Annotated in this window: 16 protein-coding genes; 11 read left to right on the top strand and 5 right to left on the bottom strand. The window is 64.4% G+C overall.

Annotated features, from left to right (window positions below):
• The first annotated feature begins 10 nt into the window (after nucleotides 1–10).
• The 3 genes from DQW77_RS12355 to rsmA are packed head-to-tail and all read left to right on the top strand — an operon-like array spanning nucleotide 11 to nucleotide 3,071.
• Nucleotides 11–1,261 (top strand): peptidylprolyl isomerase, encoded by a 1,251-nt coding sequence (locus tag DQW77_RS12355; protein ID WP_258523851.1) that lies wholly within the window; start codon nucleotides 11–13, stop codon nucleotides 1,259–1,261.
• Entirely contained in the window at nucleotides 1,258–2,235 is a 978-nt protein-coding gene (gene pdxA, locus DQW77_RS12360) for a 4-hydroxythreonine-4-phosphate dehydrogenase PdxA (protein ID WP_113258540.1), read from the top strand. Before DQW77_RS12355 ends, pdxA begins: the two co-directional genes overlap by 4 nt.
• Nucleotides 2,232–3,071 carry a 16S rRNA (adenine(1518)-N(6)/adenine(1519)-N(6))-dimethyltransferase RsmA gene (rsmA, locus tag DQW77_RS12365; protein ID WP_113258541.1) on the top strand — a complete coding sequence of 280 codons (840 nt, stop codon included), beginning with the start codon at nucleotides 2,232–2,234 and terminating at the stop codon, nucleotides 3,069–3,071. Before pdxA ends, rsmA begins: the two co-directional genes overlap by 4 nt.
• Nucleotides 3,072–3,142: 71 nt before the next feature.
• Here the strand turns inward: rsmA and DQW77_RS12370 are convergent, their stop codons facing one another.
• The 4 genes from DQW77_RS12370 to DQW77_RS12385 form a co-directional block, all read right to left on the bottom strand.
• Nucleotides 3,143–4,273 carry a Xaa-Pro peptidase family protein gene (locus tag DQW77_RS12370; protein WP_113258542.1) on the bottom strand — a complete coding sequence of 377 codons (1,131 nt, stop codon included), beginning with the start codon at nucleotides 4,271–4,273 and terminating at the stop codon, nucleotides 3,143–3,145.
• Entirely contained in the window at nucleotides 4,270–5,307 is a 1,038-nt protein-coding gene (locus DQW77_RS12375; RefSeq protein WP_113258543.1) for a pyridoxal-phosphate dependent enzyme, read from the bottom strand. Before DQW77_RS12375 ends, DQW77_RS12370 begins: the two co-directional genes overlap by 4 nt.
• A 492-nt stretch (nucleotides 5,308–5,799) precedes the next feature.
• A complete protein-coding gene (locus tag DQW77_RS12380; RefSeq protein ID WP_113258544.1) occupies nucleotides 5,800–6,813 on the bottom strand; it encodes a patatin-like phospholipase family protein in 1,014 nt (337 codons plus the stop codon).
• A gap of 81 nt (nucleotides 6,814–6,894) precedes the next feature.
• A complete protein-coding gene (locus DQW77_RS12385) occupies nucleotides 6,895–7,668 on the bottom strand; it encodes a 3-hydroxybutyrate dehydrogenase (RefSeq protein WP_113258545.1) in 774 nt (257 codons plus the stop codon).
• Between the two features lie 269 nt (nucleotides 7,669–7,937).
• Here DQW77_RS12385 and DQW77_RS12390 point away from each other — a divergent pair, with 269 nt between their 5' ends.
• Nucleotides 7,938–9,767, top strand: a complete 1,830-nt coding sequence (locus tag DQW77_RS12390) for an extracellular solute-binding protein (RefSeq protein ID WP_181711260.1) — start codon at nucleotides 7,938–7,940, stop codon at nucleotides 9,765–9,767.
• A 42-nt stretch (nucleotides 9,768–9,809) separates the two neighbouring features.
• A complete protein-coding gene (locus DQW77_RS12395; RefSeq protein WP_113258546.1) occupies nucleotides 9,810–9,923 on the top strand; it encodes an entericidin EcnA/B family protein in 114 nt (37 codons plus the stop codon).
• Between the two features lie 7 nt (nucleotides 9,924–9,930).
• On the opposite strand, the gene DQW77_RS12400 is transcribed toward DQW77_RS12395, so the two are convergent.
• Entirely contained in the window at nucleotides 9,931–10,554 is a 624-nt protein-coding gene (locus DQW77_RS12400) for a helix-turn-helix domain-containing protein (protein WP_113258547.1), read from the bottom strand.
• A gap of 66 nt (nucleotides 10,555–10,620) precedes the next feature.
• Here DQW77_RS12400 and DQW77_RS12405 point away from each other — a divergent pair, with 66 nt between their 5' ends.
• The 6 genes from DQW77_RS12405 to DQW77_RS12430 all read left to right on the top strand — a co-directional run bounded on the left by DQW77_RS12405 (nucleotide 10,621) and on the right by DQW77_RS12430 (nucleotide 18,305).
• The gene (locus DQW77_RS12405) at nucleotides 10,621–12,150 is read left to right on the top strand and encodes a class I adenylate-forming enzyme family protein (protein WP_113258548.1); all 1,530 of its coding nucleotides are present in this window, start codon (nucleotides 10,621–10,623) and stop codon (nucleotides 12,148–12,150) included.
• A complete protein-coding gene (locus DQW77_RS12410) occupies nucleotides 12,137–12,775 on the top strand; it encodes a DsbA family protein (RefSeq protein ID WP_113258549.1) in 639 nt (212 codons plus the stop codon). Before DQW77_RS12405 ends, DQW77_RS12410 begins: the two co-directional genes overlap by 14 nt.
• A 3-nt stretch (nucleotides 12,776–12,778) precedes the next feature.
• On the top strand, nucleotides 12,779–13,144 hold the full coding sequence (locus tag DQW77_RS12415) for a potassium channel family protein (protein WP_113258550.1): 366 nt from the start codon (nucleotides 12,779–12,781) through the stop codon (nucleotides 13,142–13,144).
• A 116-nt stretch (nucleotides 13,145–13,260) separates the two neighbouring features.
• Entirely contained in the window at nucleotides 13,261–14,487 is a 1,227-nt protein-coding gene (locus DQW77_RS12420; protein WP_113258551.1) for an MFS transporter, read from the top strand.
• A gap of 159 nt (nucleotides 14,488–14,646) precedes the next feature.
• The gene (locus DQW77_RS12425) at nucleotides 14,647–16,851 is read left to right on the top strand and encodes an NADP-dependent isocitrate dehydrogenase (protein ID WP_113258552.1); all 2,205 of its coding nucleotides are present in this window, start codon (nucleotides 14,647–14,649) and stop codon (nucleotides 16,849–16,851) included.
• A 224-nt stretch (nucleotides 16,852–17,075) separates the two neighbouring features.
• Nucleotides 17,076–18,305: an NADP-dependent isocitrate dehydrogenase gene (locus DQW77_RS12430; RefSeq protein WP_113258553.1), complete on the top strand. Its 1,230-nt coding sequence runs from the start codon at nucleotides 17,076–17,078 to the stop codon at nucleotides 18,303–18,305.
• Nucleotides 18,306–18,358: the final 53 nt, after the last annotated feature.

An 18,358-nucleotide genomic window follows, 5' to 3' on the forward strand; every position in this document is an offset into this window, starting at 1 on the left:
AACAGGCATCATGATACGACCCTCCCGCACCGCCGCGACGGCCCTCCTGGCCGGCATCGCGTTTCTGTTCGCCGCGGCCCTCGGCCTTGCCGCCCCGCGCGCCACGGCACAGAATCTCTTCGAGCCGGTGATCACCGTAGATGGGAACGCCATCACGCGCTACGAACTGGACCAGCGTGCCAAGCTGCTCAGCCTGCTGCGCGCGCCGGCCAATCCCGAACGTCTGGCCCGCGAACAGCTGATCGAGGAGCGGCTCAAGATGAACGCCGCCCGCAGTGCCGGCGTGACCATCGACGACGCCACCATTCGCGAGGGCATGGAAAACTTTGCCAGTCAGGGCGATGTCACCGCGGATCAACTGATCGAGCAGCTCGACGCCGCCGGCGTGTCCGAGCAATCGTTCCGCGATTTCGTTCGTGCCGGGATCACATGGCGCGAAATGGTGCGCGCCCGCTTTTCCTCCCGCGTTTCGGTCAGCGAGGAGGATCTGGACCGCGCGCAATCAGCTGTCAGCGGGCGTGCGGGTGTGCGCGTTCTTCTGTCCGAAATCATCATTCCCATGCAGGAAGGTCAGGAGAACCGGATTCAGGCCCTTGCCCAGACCCTCTCCGAAATCACCTCGCCCAAGGCGTTCTCGGCCAATGCGAGGCAATATTCGGCCTCTCCCTCACGCGACGATGGCGGGCAGCTTGACTGGCTGTCGCTCAACAAGCTGCCGCAACAGCTCCGGCCGGTGGTCCTGGGCCTGGCCCCAGGTGAAGTGACAGACCCGATTCCGATTCAGGGCGCCCTGGCGCTTTTCCAGATGCGCGCCATCGAAGAGGTCGATGCGCCCAGCCCTGACTACGCGGCAATCGAATATGCCATCTATCACCTTGACGGCGGACGCAGCCCCGAATCCCTTGAACGCGCGGCCGAGATCGAGGCCAATACCGATACCTGCGATGATCTTTACGGCGTCGTCGGGAACACCTCGCCGGAGGTATTGCAACGCACGAGCAAGGCCCCATCCGAGATTCCGCGGGACGTGGCGCTGGAGCTGGCGCGTCTTGATCCCGGCGAAATATCGACAAACCTGACAGGTGGCGATGGCCGGACACTCATGGTGCTGATGCTGTGCGGACGCACCGAGGAAATCCAGGAAGATCCCGATGGCGCCGCCGAGGATCTCGCGCGACGGATCGGCAACCAGAGGCTCGAGGCATTTGCCCAAAGCTGGCTCGAGCAGCTGCGCGCAGAGGCGCGGATCATCGAGAAATGACCACTCCTCTGGCGCTGACCTGCGGCGAACCGGCCGGGATCGGCCCTGAAATCGCCGTCGCGGCGTGGCGCGAACTCGGTGCCGGATTGCCGTTCTTCTGGATCGGTGACCCGGCCCACCTGCCCGGAACCTGCCCGGTCGTCGAGATTGCGCAGCCCAGTGACACCCGGGCGGCCTGCGCCCGCGGCCTGCCTGTCCTGCGCCACGATTTTCCCGGTCCGCGATTGCCGGGCCGCCCTGATCCGGCGCAGGCGCAGGGTATCATCGACGTCATCGCGCGCGGTGCCGATCTGGTATCCTCGGGCGCGGCGGCCGCGCTCTGCACTGCCCCGATCAACAAACAGGCACTCGCCGAAGGCGCGGGGTTCTCCCATCCCGGCCATACCGAGTATCTTGCCGCGCTCGCGGGGACGAAAAAAGTGGTGATGATGCTGGCCTGCGAGGCGCTGCGCGTCGTACCGGCCACGATCCACATCCCGCTTTCCGAGGTGCCGGCGCGGCTCAACGGCGAGGATCTGGAGGAAACGATCCGTATCACCCATGCGGGGCTCATCCGCGATTTCGGTATAGCCGGGCCGCGTATTGCGGTGGCCGGGCTCAACCCACATGCCGGAGAGGGCGGGCGCATGGGCCGCGAGGAGATCGAGATTATCACCCCGACGCTGGACCGCCTGCGCGCCGAAGGCATGGACATCGCCGGCCCCCTGCCCGCCGACACGATGTTCCATGACGCCGCGCGCACGCGCTATGACGCGGCGGTGGCGATGTATCACGATCAGGCGCTCATTCCCGTCAAGACGCTGGATTTCGATCACGGCGTGAACGTCACGCTGGGCCTGCCTTTTATCCGTACGTCGCCCGATCATGGCACCGCGCTCGACATTGCCGGGCACGGCACGGCCAACCCCGCCTCGTTGATCGCGGCGCTGCGCATGGGCGCCCGCATGGCCGCTGCCCGCGCCGCGACCCGATGAAAACGCTTGATACCCTGCCACCGCTTTCGCGGGTGATCGCCGATCACGACCTCGACGCGCGCCGGTCACTTGGGCAGAATTTCCTGCTGGATCTCAACCTAACCGGCAAGATCGCCCGTCAGGCGGGCGATCTGACCGGCGCGGACATCCTGGAGATCGGCCCCGGCCCCGGCGGCCTGACGCGAGGGCTTCTGGCCGAGGGCGCGCGCCGCGTTCTGGCTGTGGAAAAGGACCGCCGCTGCCTGCCCGCGCTGAAGCAAATCGCCGACGCCTGCCCCGGACGGCTGGAGGTGATCGAGGCCGACGCGCTGCAACTCGATCCGCTGGCCCATCTCACGCCGCCGGTGAAGGTGGTGGCGAACCTGCCCTACAATGTCGGAACCGAACTTCTGGTGCGCTGGCTCACCCCGCGGGACTGGCCCCCGTTCTGGCAGAGCCTCACGCTGATGTTCCAGCGCGAGGTCGCCGAGAGGATCGTGGCAACGCCGGGCTCGAAGGCCTATGGACGGCTGTCGTTGCTGGCGCAATGGCGGTCCGTGCCCCGGATCGTCCTGAACCTGCCGCCGGGGGCCTTTTCTCCGCCCCCAAAGGTGTCCAGCGCCGTGGTGCACCTGCAAGCCCTTCCCGCGCCGCGCTTCCCTGCCGATCACAAGGTTCTGGAACGGGTGGTCGCGATGGCCTTCAACCAGCGCAGAAAGATGCTGCGCGCCGCGCTCAAGGGCCTTTGCCCCGATATCGGGGACCGCCTTCGCGCGGCCGGCATCGACCCCACTCAGCGGGCCGAGACAGTAACCCTCGAACAGTTCTGCGCCCTGGCCCGGAACGTCCCCGGGTAAACATGTTGCGCCAGATCGGAGTGACCCGACCGTGGTGTCAGCAACGGGCACGCGCCCACCCGGGCGGCCCGTCAGATCACCGGCAACTCGGGCCCGGCCAGAGGGCTCAACGCCTCAGCCGCCCCCGCGCGGATCACCACCACTTCCTCGTGGACCATGATCCGTCCCGGCCCGGTCACCACGCCCGGCTCCAGCGTGATCACCATACCCGGGTGCAGCTCCGTCCGGTCCCGTGCCGTCAGCGACAGCCCCTCGGTGAGCTGCATGCCCAGCCCGTGACCCAGCCGTCCCTCGTCCTGCGCGGTTCCCGTGACCGCCGCCATCGCGCGCCATACATCGCTGGCCAGAGCCCCCGGCCGGGCGGTGTCCAGCCCGGCCCGCACCGCCTCGATCAACCGGCGATGTGCATCGCGCTGCGGCCGAAGGCCGTACCCGATCGCGACGTTTCTGTCGAAATCACAGAAATACCCGGCCTTGACCGCGCCTGTATCCAGCATCAGGACATCGCCCTCGGCAAGCGGCGCTTCAGTTGCAGGCGAAATCACGTCCCCGTATCCATCCGGCCCGGCCCCGCCGGCTATATAAGGCACGCAATCGGCGCCTTCCTCCAACAGCAAACGCTGGAAATCCCGGAAAACCCGCGCCAGCGGCACACCGGGCGCCACGATCTCGTCCAGCCGCCCGAAGGCCCGCCCCGCCACGGCACAGCTTTGCCGGATACGGGTGATCTCGGCCTCCGACTTCACTGATCGTAACGCTGCGACGATCCCAGCATCGCCACGCCATTCCAGCCCGCTATCGCGCCGCACCCGGTCGAAATCGTCAAGCGGCATGCGCAACATGCTTTCCGGACCCGAGGGCACACCGACAGGCCCGCCAATCTCGCGCAGAGCCTCCGCAAGCAGGCTGATCCCGTCATCATCGGGCCGTGGCGCAGGCCAGGTCCGGATGTCGCGCACCCATGTCCGCTGCATCAGCGCCGCGCCGATCTCGGGGATCACCGCCACCGGATCGCCATGTGCGGCAAGGACAAGGAACCAGGGCCGGCTCGGGCTTTCCCAGAAACGGGTTAGAAAACCGCTGAAGTAGCGGAAATCCGCCTCGGCCGTCAGCAGCAGGGCGCCAAGGCCAGCCGCGCCCATCCGCGCCTGCGCGGCGGCAACACGCGCGCGGTACTCTTCCTCGGCAAATCCCTCGCTCACATTTCCGCCTCTTCACTCAGGATCACCAAAACGCGGTCTTCGCGGCCGGGCTGCGGTGTCATCGCGCGCAGCGCCGCCAGCCCCGCGGCACCGGATTCTGTCGTGGCCAGCCCCCGGGCCTCCAATTGCGGCAGCACCGCGGCGGCCTGTGCGTCACTGACGGTCACGAAGGCATCGGCATCCCGCGCCAGCCCCTTGAGAGCGATCAGCGAAGGCGCCTTGCAATCCAGCCGCCCCATGCTGGACACCGGTCCGGCCGCCGTTACCGGCCGGCCGGCCGCGATCGAATCCCTCAGCGCCGGTGCCGCTTCCGGTTCGACCACCACGATGCGCGGGCCGTCCCCCCAGGCCTGCCGGAACCATGCGGCGCAGGCCCCGGCAAGACCGCCGACACCGGCCTGAAGCATCACGAGGTCAGGCGCGTCCGGCATGGCCCCGGTGATCTCGGCCGCCATCGCCAGATATCCCTCCATCAGACGATGCGGCAGGTCGAAATAGCCCGGCCAGGAACTATCCGAAAGCAGCGTCCAGCCATTGTCACGCGCCGCTCGGGACGCCGCGTTCATGCTGGCCTCGTATTCCTGCCCTGCGCGGATCACCTCGGCCCCCTTGCCGCGCAGCCGGGCGGCGAAGCTCTCGGGCACGGTCCCGGCCAGATATATCACGGCGCGGGCCCCGAATATCCGCGCGCCGGCGGCAACGGAGAGGCCATGATTGCCCGCACTGGCGGTCACGTAAACCCGCCCCGACAACGCGCCTGACAGGTCCGTGGAACCGGTTGCCGCGGCCTCGTGGGCAATCACATAGGCCGCACCGAGCGCCTTGAAACTGCCCAGGCCCATGCGCTGACGTTCGTCCTTGACCATCACCCGCGCACCGAAACCGCTGCATGGGACCAACGGCGTCGGCGCGGCCGTGGGGCATCGGCTCAACAAGAACTCCGGCCGCGACGCGTCGACACTCGGCCACGGCGCATCCGACAGCACTTCGTCCGGCAGGCCGCGCCCCCGCCATGGATTCAGGGGAATGTCCATCACCTCTCCTCTTGTCAGGCTGGGCGCAAGTCAAGACCGGCGCCCGGCTGCGGTCAAGCCGGAACAGTGACTCAGGGTATTCCGCGGCCGATCAGGCGGCCGCGTCACGCCACACGCGCTTCCTTTCGGATGCACCTGAAAACCCTCCAACGACGGACATAGCCGAAAAACGCACGATGACGGGGCCGATCCTGCCCGGAAAAAGCCATTGTCGCGCTCACCGCAGGATCCAGATTCGCCACAATCGGGTCCGATATTGAAGATGCATCCCGTCCTCTCGTGATCGGTAAACCCATGTTTCACGTTGTTCCGCCTCCGGATTTGCCGCGGCACACGCGCCTATTCGAACTGATCCGCCAGGAAAACCTCGCGCACCTTGTGGCGAGCAGACTGCACGCGCGACCGGTCGGGACACCGGATGAAAGTCACCGCATCATCCGACGTGCGACGCGATCCCTGCAAGCCCTGCACCCGACAAGCGTATGACACCCGTCAGCTGAACATCGCATCCAGGTCGGTGGTGCCGTTCTTGTTGAGGTCATCCTTGTGGGCGTCGATGAAGGCATCGGCCCGGGCGCGTCCGGCCTCCTTCAGCCGCCCGAGGACATGAGGCGTCGGCATCAGCTTGGTGGCTACGGACAGTTCCCGCATCAAAACGTCATCGGCGATCATGTGCACCAGGACCCGTTTCATGCGGCCTTCAGGCAACTGCCCTTCGCAAAGAAGGCGTTGCACGAAGGCGATTGCGCGCAGCTCGCGAAGAAGCGAGGAATTGAAACTTATCTCGTTGATACGGTTCTGGATCTCCTGCGGGCTGCGCGGCACCTCGGTACGTTCGAGGGGGTTGATGTTGACCACCACGATATCGGCGGGCAAGTCATGGCTGAACAACGGGAAAAGCGCCGGGTTGCCGGTGTAGCCGCCATCCCAGTAATGCGCGCCGTCGATCTCCACAGCCTGAAAAAGCGTTGGCAGGCAGGCCGAGGCCAAAAGGCTCCGGGTGCTGATCTCGTGGCCCGTGAAGACGCGGATCTTGCCGGTGTGAACATTGGTTGCACCGACGAACAAGCGTGGCCCCGCGGTGGCGCAGACCGTATCGTAATCGAATTCATCGGCAATGCCGGTCAGCGGGTTGCGATAAAACGGACCGTACGCATAAGGCGACACCATGCGCGAGACGGCATCCGCCATGTTGTAATGCAGGGAATGTTCCAGGGCCGAGGAAATCGCGCCGGGCATCAGCGGCCCTGCCATCCAGGCCGGCATGCGCATGTCCCCCACGGCACCCAGCCGTCCCCATAACCAATCGAGGTTTTCGCGCGCCCCATCGCGCCCCCCCTTGAGCCAGCCGGATTTGAACGCCGCACCGTTGAGCGCCCCTGCCGAAGTGCCCGAGATCCCGGCAACCTCAATGTCCGGCTCGTCCAGCAAACGATCGAGCACCCCCCAGGTGAAGGCCCCGTGCGCGCCGCCGCCCTGAAGGGCCAGATTGATGCGGATCGTCATTTTCGTTCATCTCCCCGGCTCCGCGCATGAAGCCGGTCCGAGGCTTTGCCCACGCCGAACGTCATCGCGAAGCGCCAAGACCTAGAGAGCGGTCCATCCGCCATCGACACTGATCGTCGTGCCGGTGATCTGCGCCGCCGCGTCAGAGCACAGGAAGACGGTCGTGCCGCCAAGTTGCTCGACCGTCGCGAACTCCTTGGAGGGTTGCCGCTTGAGCATCACGTCCCGGATCACGTCTTCGCGGGACATGTCGTATTCCTTCATCGTGTCCGGAATCTGCGCCTCGACCAGAGGTGTCAGCACGTAGCCCGGACAGATCGCATTGGCAGTGATCGGCTCCTCGGCGGTTTCCAGCGCCGTGGTCTTGGTGAATCCAACGATACCGTGCTTGGCCGCGACATAGGCGGATTTGAAAGGCGAGGCCGTCAGGCCGTGCGCGCTGGCGATATTGACGACCCGGCCCCAGCCGCGTTCGCGCATCACCGGCAACGCCGCGGCAGTGGTGTGGAACGCGGAGCTGAGATTGATCGCAATGATCGCATCCCATTTTTCGGTCGGAAATTCGGATATCGGCGCGACGTGTTGAATACCGGCATTGTTCACGAGGATATCGCACCCGCCCGCCGTGTCGATCAAAGCCCGGCAGTCCTCCGCTCTGGACATGTCGGCCCTGATGTAGCGGGCCTCGACGCCGTGTTCGCGGCCGATTTCCGCGGCAAGCGCATGATCCTCTTTCGAATCGGTGAAGGAGTTGAGGACGACATTCGCACCGGCCCGGGCCAGTTCGCGCGCCACCCCGAGCCCGATGCCCGAGTTCGATCCGGTAATGATCGCGGTCTTGCCTGAAACACTCATGTCACCATCCCCTTATTTCGCGGTTGCAGCATATATGCGGCACATGCGAATGCAACGGGCGCCGGGGCGGGGGTGGACAAAAAAAGACGCCGGTACAAGACCGGCGTCCAGTTATTGAGGCAGGTTTCATACAGGCAAGAAACCTATCGAGCAGTGACTTCTTTATAAGCAATCCGGCGCCGTCATCCAAGCTAAAAGTTTGAAAAGCCATGAATCCGTCTCTACGCTCCGGGTCAATGAAACAAGGGATGCCGGGGATTGTTGCGCGAATGACACCAGTTTTTTTCCACGGAACCATCCGCGCCATGGCCTTTTTTGTATCGGTTTTGTGGGCTCAGACGGCACTGGCGAACCCCGAGCATGGCATAGCTATGTACGGGGATCCGGCCCTCCCACCGGATTTTGTGTCTCTGCCCTATGCCAACCCGCAGGCGCCGAAGGGCGGCAAGGTGGTGACCGGCAATGTCGGCGGTTTTGATTCGCTCAACCCGTTCATCCTCAAGGGCAGCCCGCCCTGGCAACTGCGATTTCTCGCATACGAGTCGCTTCTTGGGCGTTCCTGGGACGAGCCGTTCTCCCTTTACGGGCTTCTGGCCGAATCGGTAGAGACTCCGCCGGGGCGCGAATGGGTGGAATTCACCCTGCGTCCCGAGGCCCGATTCTCCGATGGCAGCCCGGTCACCGTGGAGGATGTGATATGGTCCTACCGCACCGTCGGCACCAGGGGCCATCCGCGATACCGAAGCCTCTGGGACAAGATCGAGGTGATAGAACCCACCGGCCCGCGGAGCCTGCGCATCACGTTCAACGAAAAGGACAGGGAACTGGCCCTGCTGGCCGGGATGCGCCCGATCCTCAAGAAAGCGCAGTGGGAAGACCGCGATTTCGCCGAGGGGCGCCTCGCGGATATTCCGATTGGAACGGCGCCCTATGTCGTGGACAGCTACGAGGTGGACCGGAACGTGGTCCTGACCCGTAATCCGGACTACTGGGGCAAGGAACTTCCCCTGCGCCGCGGCACCAACAATTTCGACGAGATCCGCATCGAGTTCTACGGCGACAACGCAGTGATGAAAGAGGCGTTCAAGGCCGGCGCGATCAGTTACATGCGTGAATTCAACGCCGAGAAATGGGAGCGCGACTACGATTTCCCGGCAATCCGCCGCGGCGAGATCGTCAAATCCGAGATCCCGCACAGCAAACCGTCCGGGATAACGGGGTTCGTCATGAACACCCGCCGCCCGCCGCTGGATGACTGGCGGGTACGCGATGCACTGATCCATGCCTTCAATTTCGAATACATCAACGACACCCTGACCGGCGGGCGGCAGCCGCGCATCACGTCGTACTTCTCGAATTCCGAACTGGGTATGCGCCCCGGACCGGCCACCGGCCGGGTGCGCGACCTCCTGATGCCCTACAAGGACGAGCTGCTGCCCGGCGCACTCGAGGGGTACACGCTTCCCGAAAGCGACGGCACCAAGCGAAACCGGGGCAACCTCCGCAAGGCCCTGCGGCTTCTGGAAAGGGCCGGCTGGGCGGTGCGCGATGGCAAGCTGCGCGACGCCGAGGGCACGGCGCTGGAACTGACCGTGCTCTTGCGCCAGGATGCCCTGATCCAGCAGGCCAGCGCGATGATGGACATATATGCACGGGCGCTGGAAAGGCTGGGCATCACCCTCGACATCCAGAGCATCGACAAGGCCCAGTACAACGAGCGCGAGCGCCAGTATGATTTCGATCTCACCTTCATGCGCCGGTCTCTGTCGCTGAGCCCCGGCAACGAGCAATATTACTACTGGGGATCTTCCGGGGTGGACACGCCCGGCAGCCGCAACCTCATGGGAATGGACTCGGCCGCGGCCGAAGCGATGATCGAGGAAATGCTCACCGCGCGCACCCGCGAGAACTTCGTGATGGCGACCCGCGCGCTTGACAGGGTGCTGACCACCGGCCGCTACGTGATACCCGTTCATCAGTACGCCGTGGGGCGCATCGCCCATCAGGCGGCGTTGCAATATCCCAAGGACAATCTGCCCATCTACGGCGACGGTATTGGATTTTTGCCCGAAGTGTGGTGGTATGAGCCGCAGGACTGAGCGGTCTCACCAACAAAGAAACGAGCAGACAAGGCAGAAACAATGAAAACGCTGATCGCAGTGATGCTTCTGGGCATTCTGGGTGGCTGTGCAACGGTCGATGGTATCGGGCGCGATATTTCGGGGGCGGCGCGCGGCGTCCAGACCTGGTTCTGAACACGTGTCAGTCGAGTGACGTGACCCACAGGATCGTGGCGTCCTCCTCGCTGAGTGAAATCACGTTGTGGCCCATCGTGGCATCGTAATACGCGCTGTCCCCGCGCCGCATCTCGACCGGTTCGTAGAATTCTGTGTAAAGCCGGATCACCCCGGTCAGGACATAGAGGAACTCCTCTCCGTCGTGGCGCACCCAGCCATCGAATTCCTCGAAGTGCCGGGCACGGACCCGTGCACTGTAGGGCAGCATGCGTTTCTTGGTCAGGCTTTCGGCCAGAAGACGGTGCTCGTAGGTCGCGGTGGCGTGATGCGCGCCCTCGCCGGCGCGGGTCATCGCCATGCGACCGTTGATCTGGTCGCGCTGCGGCGGGGTGAAAAGCTGCGGCACGGATATCTTCAGCCCTTCGGCGAGCTTCCTGAGCGCCTCGTAGGTCGGTGACATCTGGCCGTTCTCGATTTTCGACAGGGTCGAGCGCGCCAGCCCCGCCTGTTGCGCAGCCTGTTCAAGGGTCCAGCCATGCGCCTTTCGCAAGCCGCGCACCCGCGTACCGAGATCCAGCGGCTCCCCGGTTTCTTCGTGGCCATTGTCGCGCGATATGCGGATCAGATGTCGGGGATCGCTCTGGTTCATGACCCCGTCTATAAGCGCGCCGGCGGACCCTTGCAACTGACCCGGGCGGCGCCTAAGCCTTCGATCATGCTATCGGTCCACGATCACGGGGCGCCACCGCCCTGCCCGGCGCCATTCAACCTGGCTGCGTATGTCCTCGCCCGTGCCGCGGAGCAGCCGGACAAGGTCGCACTTTCGATACTGGGGTTTTCGGGGGCCGCACGCTGGCGCTACGGGCAACTGGAAAGCGCCGTGCGGGGGACCGGCACCGGGCTGCTGCGCGCCGGGCTCGTTCCCGGTGATCATGTGCTCATGCGGCTGGGCAATGATGTGGAATTCCCCATTGCCTATCTCGGCGCCATCGCCGCGGGGCTGGTGCCGGTACCAAGTTCCGCACAACTCACCGCGCCGGAGGTGCGTGTGCTCATCGACGCTGTAAACCCGGCCGCGATCCTGCATGGTCCCGGCATTGTCTGCCCGCAGGATACCGGCACAAGGCTGATCGGGACCGAGACACTTCTGACAATGCGAGACATGCCGCCGGTGAACTGGGACATGGGCGATCCCGACCGCCCGGCCTATATCGTCTTCACCTCCGGCACGGCGGGGCGGCCGCGCCCTGTCGTCCATGCCCATCGCGCCATATGGGCGCGCAGGATGATGCGCGACGGCTGGCACGCGATCGGGCCGGGGGACCGTATATTGCACGCGGGCGCGTTCAACTGGACCTACACAATGGGCACCGGCCTCATGGACCCCTGGACCTGGGGGGCGACGGCCCTGATCCCGGCGCCGGGGATCACGCCGGAGCAGCTTCCGCTGCTCCTGGCGCGCCACGACGCGACGATCTTCGCGGCCGCGCCGGGGATCTACCGCAAGATGCTCAGGACCGGCACCCCGTTGCGGCTGCCAAAGCTTCGGCACGGGCTTTCGGCCGGTGAAAAGCTGGCCGACGGGATCCGCGACGATTGGGAGGCCGCCACAGGCACGCGGATCCACGAGGCTTACGGCATGACCGAATGCTCGACCTTCATCTCCGCCAGTCCCGGCCATCCGGCCGCATCCGGAACCCTTGGCCGCCCGCAGAAAGGGCGCCGTGTGGCCATCCTCGGCTCCGGCGGGCCGGTTGCCCGCGGCACGCAGGGCATGATCGCCGTCCATCGCGGCGATCCGGGCCTCATGCTGGGCTACCTCGGAGAGCCCGAAGCCACCGCTACCCGCTTCAGCGGTGACTGGTTTGTGACCGGCGATCATGGCACCATGGACGACGATGGTGCGATCACCTATCTCGGACGTGAGGACGACATGATGAATGCCGGCGGCTACAGGGTTTCACCACTGGAGGTGGAGGCGGCACTTGCGCGAATGCCCGCCATCAACGAAATCGCGGTCACCGACGTCGAGGTGCGGCCCGATGCAAGGGTGATCATGGCCTTCTACACAGCCCCCGAACCAGTGCCGCCCGAAACGCTGGATGTTCACGCAGCCACCTGCCTTGCACGCTACAAGCGGCCGCGGGGATACGTTCACCTTGGTGCCCTGCCCACAGGCGCCAACGGAAAAATAAAGCGCCGCGCATTGCGGACGATCTACAAGGACCTCCATGATCAAGCTTGACATCATATCCGATCCGATCTGCCCTTGGTGCTACATTGGCAAGACACTCCTCGATCAGGCCCTGACCGAGCGCCAGGGCCATCCGTTCACGATCGAATGGCATCCCTTCCAGCTCAACCCGGAGATGCCGCGCGAAGGGATGGACCGCCGCGCCTATCTGGAAGGCAAGTTCGGCGGGCGCGAGGCCGCGGCGCAGGCCTACGCGCCGGTCCTGGAACGGGCCGAGGCGGCCGGCCTCGATATTGATTTCGCCGCCATAAAGCGCACACCGAATACGCTCGACGCGCACCGCCTCATACACTGGGCCGGTATCGAGGACTTGCAGACCCCGATGGCGATGGCACTTTTCCGCGCCTATTTCGACGACGGCCGGGATATCGGGGATCACGAGGTCCTGGCCGATGTTGCCGACAGCCTGTCACTGGACGGCGCGATGATCCGCCGGCTGTTGGAAAGCGACAGCGATACCGACGACATTCGCGCGCGGGACACCCAGTTTCGCGAAATGGGGATCACCGGCGTTCCCACCTTCATCGTCGGCGGAAAGCACGCCGTGCCCGGATGCCAGCCCGCCGATCTGTGGATGCGGGTGATCGACGAACTGGCCCCCGGCGGGACCGGCTGACCGATGCGCGGTGCCAAGGCCCTTTCGCTGATTGCCATGCTGGCCGCGATCGTCCTGGGCGGAACCGTTTTCTTCAGGCTCGTGGAAGGCTGGAGCTGGCTGGACAGTTATTTCTTCACCGTCGTGACGCTCTCGACCGTCGGGTATGGCAGCCTCGTTCCCGCCACGGCAGCGGGCAAGATCGGCACGACCCTGTTCATCTTTCTGGGTCTCGGCGTCTTCGTGGCGGCCGTGCAACAGTTCGGCTCCTACGCGGTCAAGAAACGTGAAGAGCATACCGAGTGGCTGATCGGGCGGCTGGGCCATCATCCGGGCAACCCGGAAGAGGACCCCGAAGCCGCCAACAACCCGGATCGCCCGCCGGAATAGGCAATCGCGCCCGGACCTGACCCGAAACCGCCTTGTGCGGGATCCGTATCCTGCCTGTGGTGCGACGGCCAGCGGCCATGCTGGCGCTGGCCACACCAACATGTTAACGGCCATGAATGAGCACAACCAGCACCCCCAAGGCCCGGGCGCCCGTTGGCAAGGTCGAATTCGTCGCGCTCATGGCGATGCTCGTGGCCATCGTTGCATTCTCCATCGACGCGATGCTGCCGGCCCTGCCCCGCATCGGCGCCGAGCTGACGCCGGGGGCTCTGAACCGGGCACAGCTTGTGGTGACGTCTTTCGTCCTCGGGCTTGGCGCGGGGACTTTCGTTACCGGCCCCCTCTCGGACAGCTACGGACGCAAGCCGGTGATCCTTGTCGGCGCGGCCGTCTACATGTTCGGCGCAGCCCTTGCCTGGGTCGCTCCGGCGCTGGAGTGGCTGATCGCGGCGCGTATCATTCAGGGCCTCGGGGCGGCCGCGGCGCGTATTGTCGCAATCGCCATCATCCGCGATCTTTTCTCGGGCCGCGAAATGGCGCGGCTGATGAGCTTCGTGATGATGGTTTTCGCGCTTGTGCCGGCCGTCGGGCCCTTGCTGGGCAGCCTCATCATCGCGATCTCGGACTGGCGGGGCATATTCGTCTCCTTCGTGCTCTTTGCGGCGGTCAGCAGCCTGTGGCTGTCGATCCGCCTGGACGAGCCCCTGTCGCGCTCGGCCCGCCGCCCGTTTCGCGCAGCGTCCCTGGGCAGGGCACTCCGCGAGGTGCTATCGCATCCCGGGGTTCGCATTTCCATCGCGGTGCAACTGCTGTGTTTCACCACGCTGTTCGCATCAATCAGTTCGATCCAGCAAATCATCGGGGAAACCTTCGGCCGTGGTGACGAATTCCCCTATTGGTTCTTCATGATCGCGGTGGTCGCCGGCGCCGGCAGCTTCATCAATGCCAGTCTCGTGATGCGATTGGGCATGCGCCGAATGGTCAGCATCGCCCTCGGGGCACAGATCGTGTTAAGCGCCGCGACGCTTCTGCTCATGCAGTCGGGGCTGGCCGGCGGGGCGCAATTCGCGCTTTACATGGCTTGGCAGACCACGATCTTTCTTCAGGCCGCCCTCACTCTCGGCAACCTGACCTCGCTCGCGATGGAGCCGCTCGGCCATATCGCCGGCATGGCGGCAAGCGTCATCAACGCACTGGCAACCGTCGGATCGGTCATTCTGGCAGTGCCTATCGGACTTGCCTTTGATGGCACGCCACAGCCGTTGCTCGCCGGTGTGCTGGTCTGCGTACTGCTTGGGCGGTTGCTCTTGCGGCAGCTTGAAAAACCCGCGGATGAAGGGTAACGCCAACCGAGTTTTTTATGTATACTGTCGCATACCGTCTTTCCAGACGCGTTGCGATAAGCTATGACGCGCCCAGACCGACCCATGCCGTTGACGCCGTCAGCCCCATTCCGGAAACAGGCGCAGCGAAGTTCATAATCTGATCAAGAGGGATCACCGATGGCCGAAAATTCCAATCCCGATATCGTTTACACCAAGGTTGACGAGGCACCCGAACTTGCCAGCGCTTCGTTCCTGCCGATCATCCAGAGGTTCGCCGCCGCGGCAGGCATCTCCGTTGGCCCGAAGGATATTTCGCTTGCCGGGCGCATTCTCGCGGCCTTTCCCGATCACCTCGCCGAGGATCAACGGATCAACGACGACCTTTCGGAACTGGGTGATCTGGTGAAGACCCCGGGCGCGAACGTGATCAAGCTGCCCAACATATCGGCCTCGGTCCCGCAGCTTCTGGCGGCTGTCAAGGAATTGCAGGAACAGGGCTACGCTGTCCCGGACTATCCATACGAGCCCGGAACGGACTCGGAGAAGGAAATCCGCGCACGCTATGACACACTCAAGGGGTCCGCGGTGAACCCGGTCCTGCGTGAAGGCAACTCCGATCGCCGCGCCGCCGCTGCGGTCAAGAAGTTCGCCCAGAACAATCCGCACCGCATGGGGGACTGGACCGCCGACAGCAAGACCCGCGTCGCCACGATGGGGACCGACGATTTCTTTTCCAACGAAACTTCCGCGACCCTGCCCAGGGAAACCGGCGCCCGGATCGTGTTGGAGACCGCAAGCGGCGAGACCGTTCTGAAGGACGGCCTCAGCTATCCCGCCGGCACCGTTGTCGATGCCACCTACATGAGCGCCGCCGCGCTCGATGCCTTCCTTGCCGAGGAGATCGAGAAGACCAAATCCGAGGATATCCTTTTCTCGCTGCACATGAAGGCCACGATGATGAAGGTCTCGGACCCGATCATTTTCGGACATGCCGTGAAGCAATGGCTGAAACCCGTGTTCGACGAATACGGCGACCGCATGGACGAGCTGGGCGTGAACCCGAACTCCGGCCTTGGCGATCTTCTTGAGCGGGTGAAGGATGAGCCCGCGATCATGGCTGCCATAGACAAGGTGCGCGCCGAGCGCCCGGCGATGTACATGGTGGACAGCGACAAGGGCATCACCAACCTGCACGTTCCCTCCGACGTCATCATCGACGCCTCCATGCCCGCGCTCATCCGTGGCGGCGGCAAGGGCTGGGGCCCTGACAACAAGGAACACGATGCCGTCTGCGTGATTCCCGACAGTTCCTATGCGCCGGTCTATGACGAGACGATCAAGTTCTTCAAGGAGAACGGCAAGCTCGATCCTGCCACCGCCGGGACGGTGCAGAACCTCGGCCTGATGGCGCAGAAGGCCGAGGAATACGGCTCTCACCCCACCACATTCGAAATCCCGCAGGCGGGCACCGTAAAGATGATACTCGACGACGGGACCGTCCTGCATCAGCACAACGTCGAGGCCGGCGACATCTGGCGTTCCGCCTCCGCGCGCAAGGCCCCGATCGAGGACTGGGTGAACCTAGCGATCGAGCGGCAGAGGGCCACGGGCTATCGCGCGATCTTCTGGCTGGATTCGAGCCGCGCCCATGATGCCGAGCTGATCAGCTTCGTGAAACCGATCCTCGAAGCACGCGGCGTGGCCGACAAGTTCGAGATCATGGCCCCGCGCGAAGCGACCCGCGCCTCGCTCGAGACGATCACCGGGGGCGGGAACACCATCGCCATAACCGGCAACGTGCTGCGCGACTACCTGACCGATCTCTTTCCGATCCTCGAGCTGGCCACCTCGGCCAAGATGCTTTCCATCGTTAAGCTGATGAATGGCGGCGGACTGTTCGAGACCGGCGCGGGCGGCTCCGCGCCCAAGCACGTCCAGCAGCTTCAGGCCGACAACCACCTGCGGTGGGACAGCCTCGGCGAATTCTGTGCGCTCGGCGAAAGCCTCAAGTTCCTTGCCGAAACCCACGACAACGCCCGCGCCCGCGTTCTTGGCGAAGCGGCCGAAACCGCGACACAGGGCATCCTGGATCACGGCCGTTCGCCCTCACGCAAAGTCGGGGAACCGGACAACCGCGACAGCCATTACTGGTTCGCCCGCTACTGGGCCGAGGCGCTGGCGGCACAATCGGATGACGCGGACCTCGCCGAGGAATTCGCACCGGTGGCAAAGGCACTGGCCGAAGGCGAGGCGCAGATCACTTCCGAACTGGCAGCGGTACAGGGAAAAGCGGCGGATATAGGGGGCTACTACCATCCCGACTCGGAAAAGCTTGCAACGGTGATGCGGCCCTCGGCGACGCTCAACGCGATCATCGGGTGAGCGGGCCGGCGCAGGCCGGGGACGGGTCCCGCCCTGAAAGGACGCCCCCTGAGCCCCGGCGCGGGATCAGGGGTGAATTACGCCGCGCCATCACCAGCCCCCGGACCGGCGCAGGCACGGCCAATGCAAACGGCAGGAACAGTCCACTCCCTGCCCCCGGCCCTTCCGGCACCACCGCATCGCTGCTATAGCCGGTTCAGACCCACCCCAACCGGAGCGCATCCATGTCCAAGATCAAGGTAGACAATCCCGTCGTCGAAATGGACGGAGATGAAATGACCCGGATCATCTGGGATTTCATCAAGCAGAAGCTCATCCTGCCCTACCTCGATATCGACCTGCTCTATTACGATCTCGGCATCGAGGAACGTGACCGCACCGAAGACCAGATCACTATCGACGCCGCCGAAAAGACCAAGGAAATCGGCGTCGCCGTCAAATGTGCCACGATCACCCCTGACGAGGCACGGGTCGAGGAGTTCGGCCTCAGGAAAATGTGGCGCAGTCCCAACGGAACGATCCGCAACATCCTTGGCGGCGTGGTGTTCCGCGCCCCCATCATCTGCCGCAACGTGCCCCGTCTCGTGCCCGGCTGGACCAGGCCGATCGTGATCGGCCGGCACGCCTTTGGCGATCAGTACCGCGCCACCGACATCAAGTTTCCCGGCCCCGGCAAGCTGAGCCTGAAATTCGAGGGCGCGGACGGCGAGGTGATCGAGCGCGAGGTTTATGATGCCCCTGCATCGGGCGTCTACATGGGCATGTACAATCTTGACGACTCGATCCGCGATTTTGCCCGCGCGTCTATGAACTACGCCCTCGGGATGGGCTGGCCGCTTTACCTTTCGACCAAGAACACCATTCTCAAGCAATATGACGGGCAGTTCATGCTTCTGTTCCAGGAGGTGTTCGAGGAAGAGTTCAAGGACCGGTTCGAGAAGGCCGGCATCGAGTATCAGCACCGCCTTATCGACGACATGGTCGCCTGTGCGATGAAATGGAACGGCGGCTTCGTCTGGGCCTGCAAGAACTACGATGGCGACGTGCAGTCGGACACCGTCGCACAGGGTTTCGGCTCACTTGGGCTGATGACCTCGCAACTTCTCACCCCGGACGGCAGGATCATGGAGGCCGAGGCGGCGCACGGCACCGTCACACGCCACTACCGCCAGCACCAGCGCGGCGAGCAGACCTCGACCAACTCCATCGCCTCGATCTACGCCTGGACCGGAGGGCTCAGGCATCGCGCCAAGCTTGACGGAAATGAGGAACTGGCCCATTTCGCCGATACGCTCGACAAGGTCGTCGTTGATACAGTGGAAGCGGGATACATGACGAAGGATCTGGCCCTGCTTGTCGGGCCGGACCAGGGTTGGCTCACCACGATGGGCTTTCTCGAAAAGGTTGACGAAAACCTAGACAGGGCGCTGGCCGGCTCGCAAGTGGGGGCTTGACGCCCCGATTGCCGGGATCAACTGGTATTGGGCGATATTTCCGGAGGCACCGC

The organism is Roseovarius sp. TE539, assembly GCF_003298505.1.
Classification (GTDB): Bacteria; Pseudomonadota; Alphaproteobacteria; order Rhodobacterales; family Rhodobacteraceae; genus Roseovarius.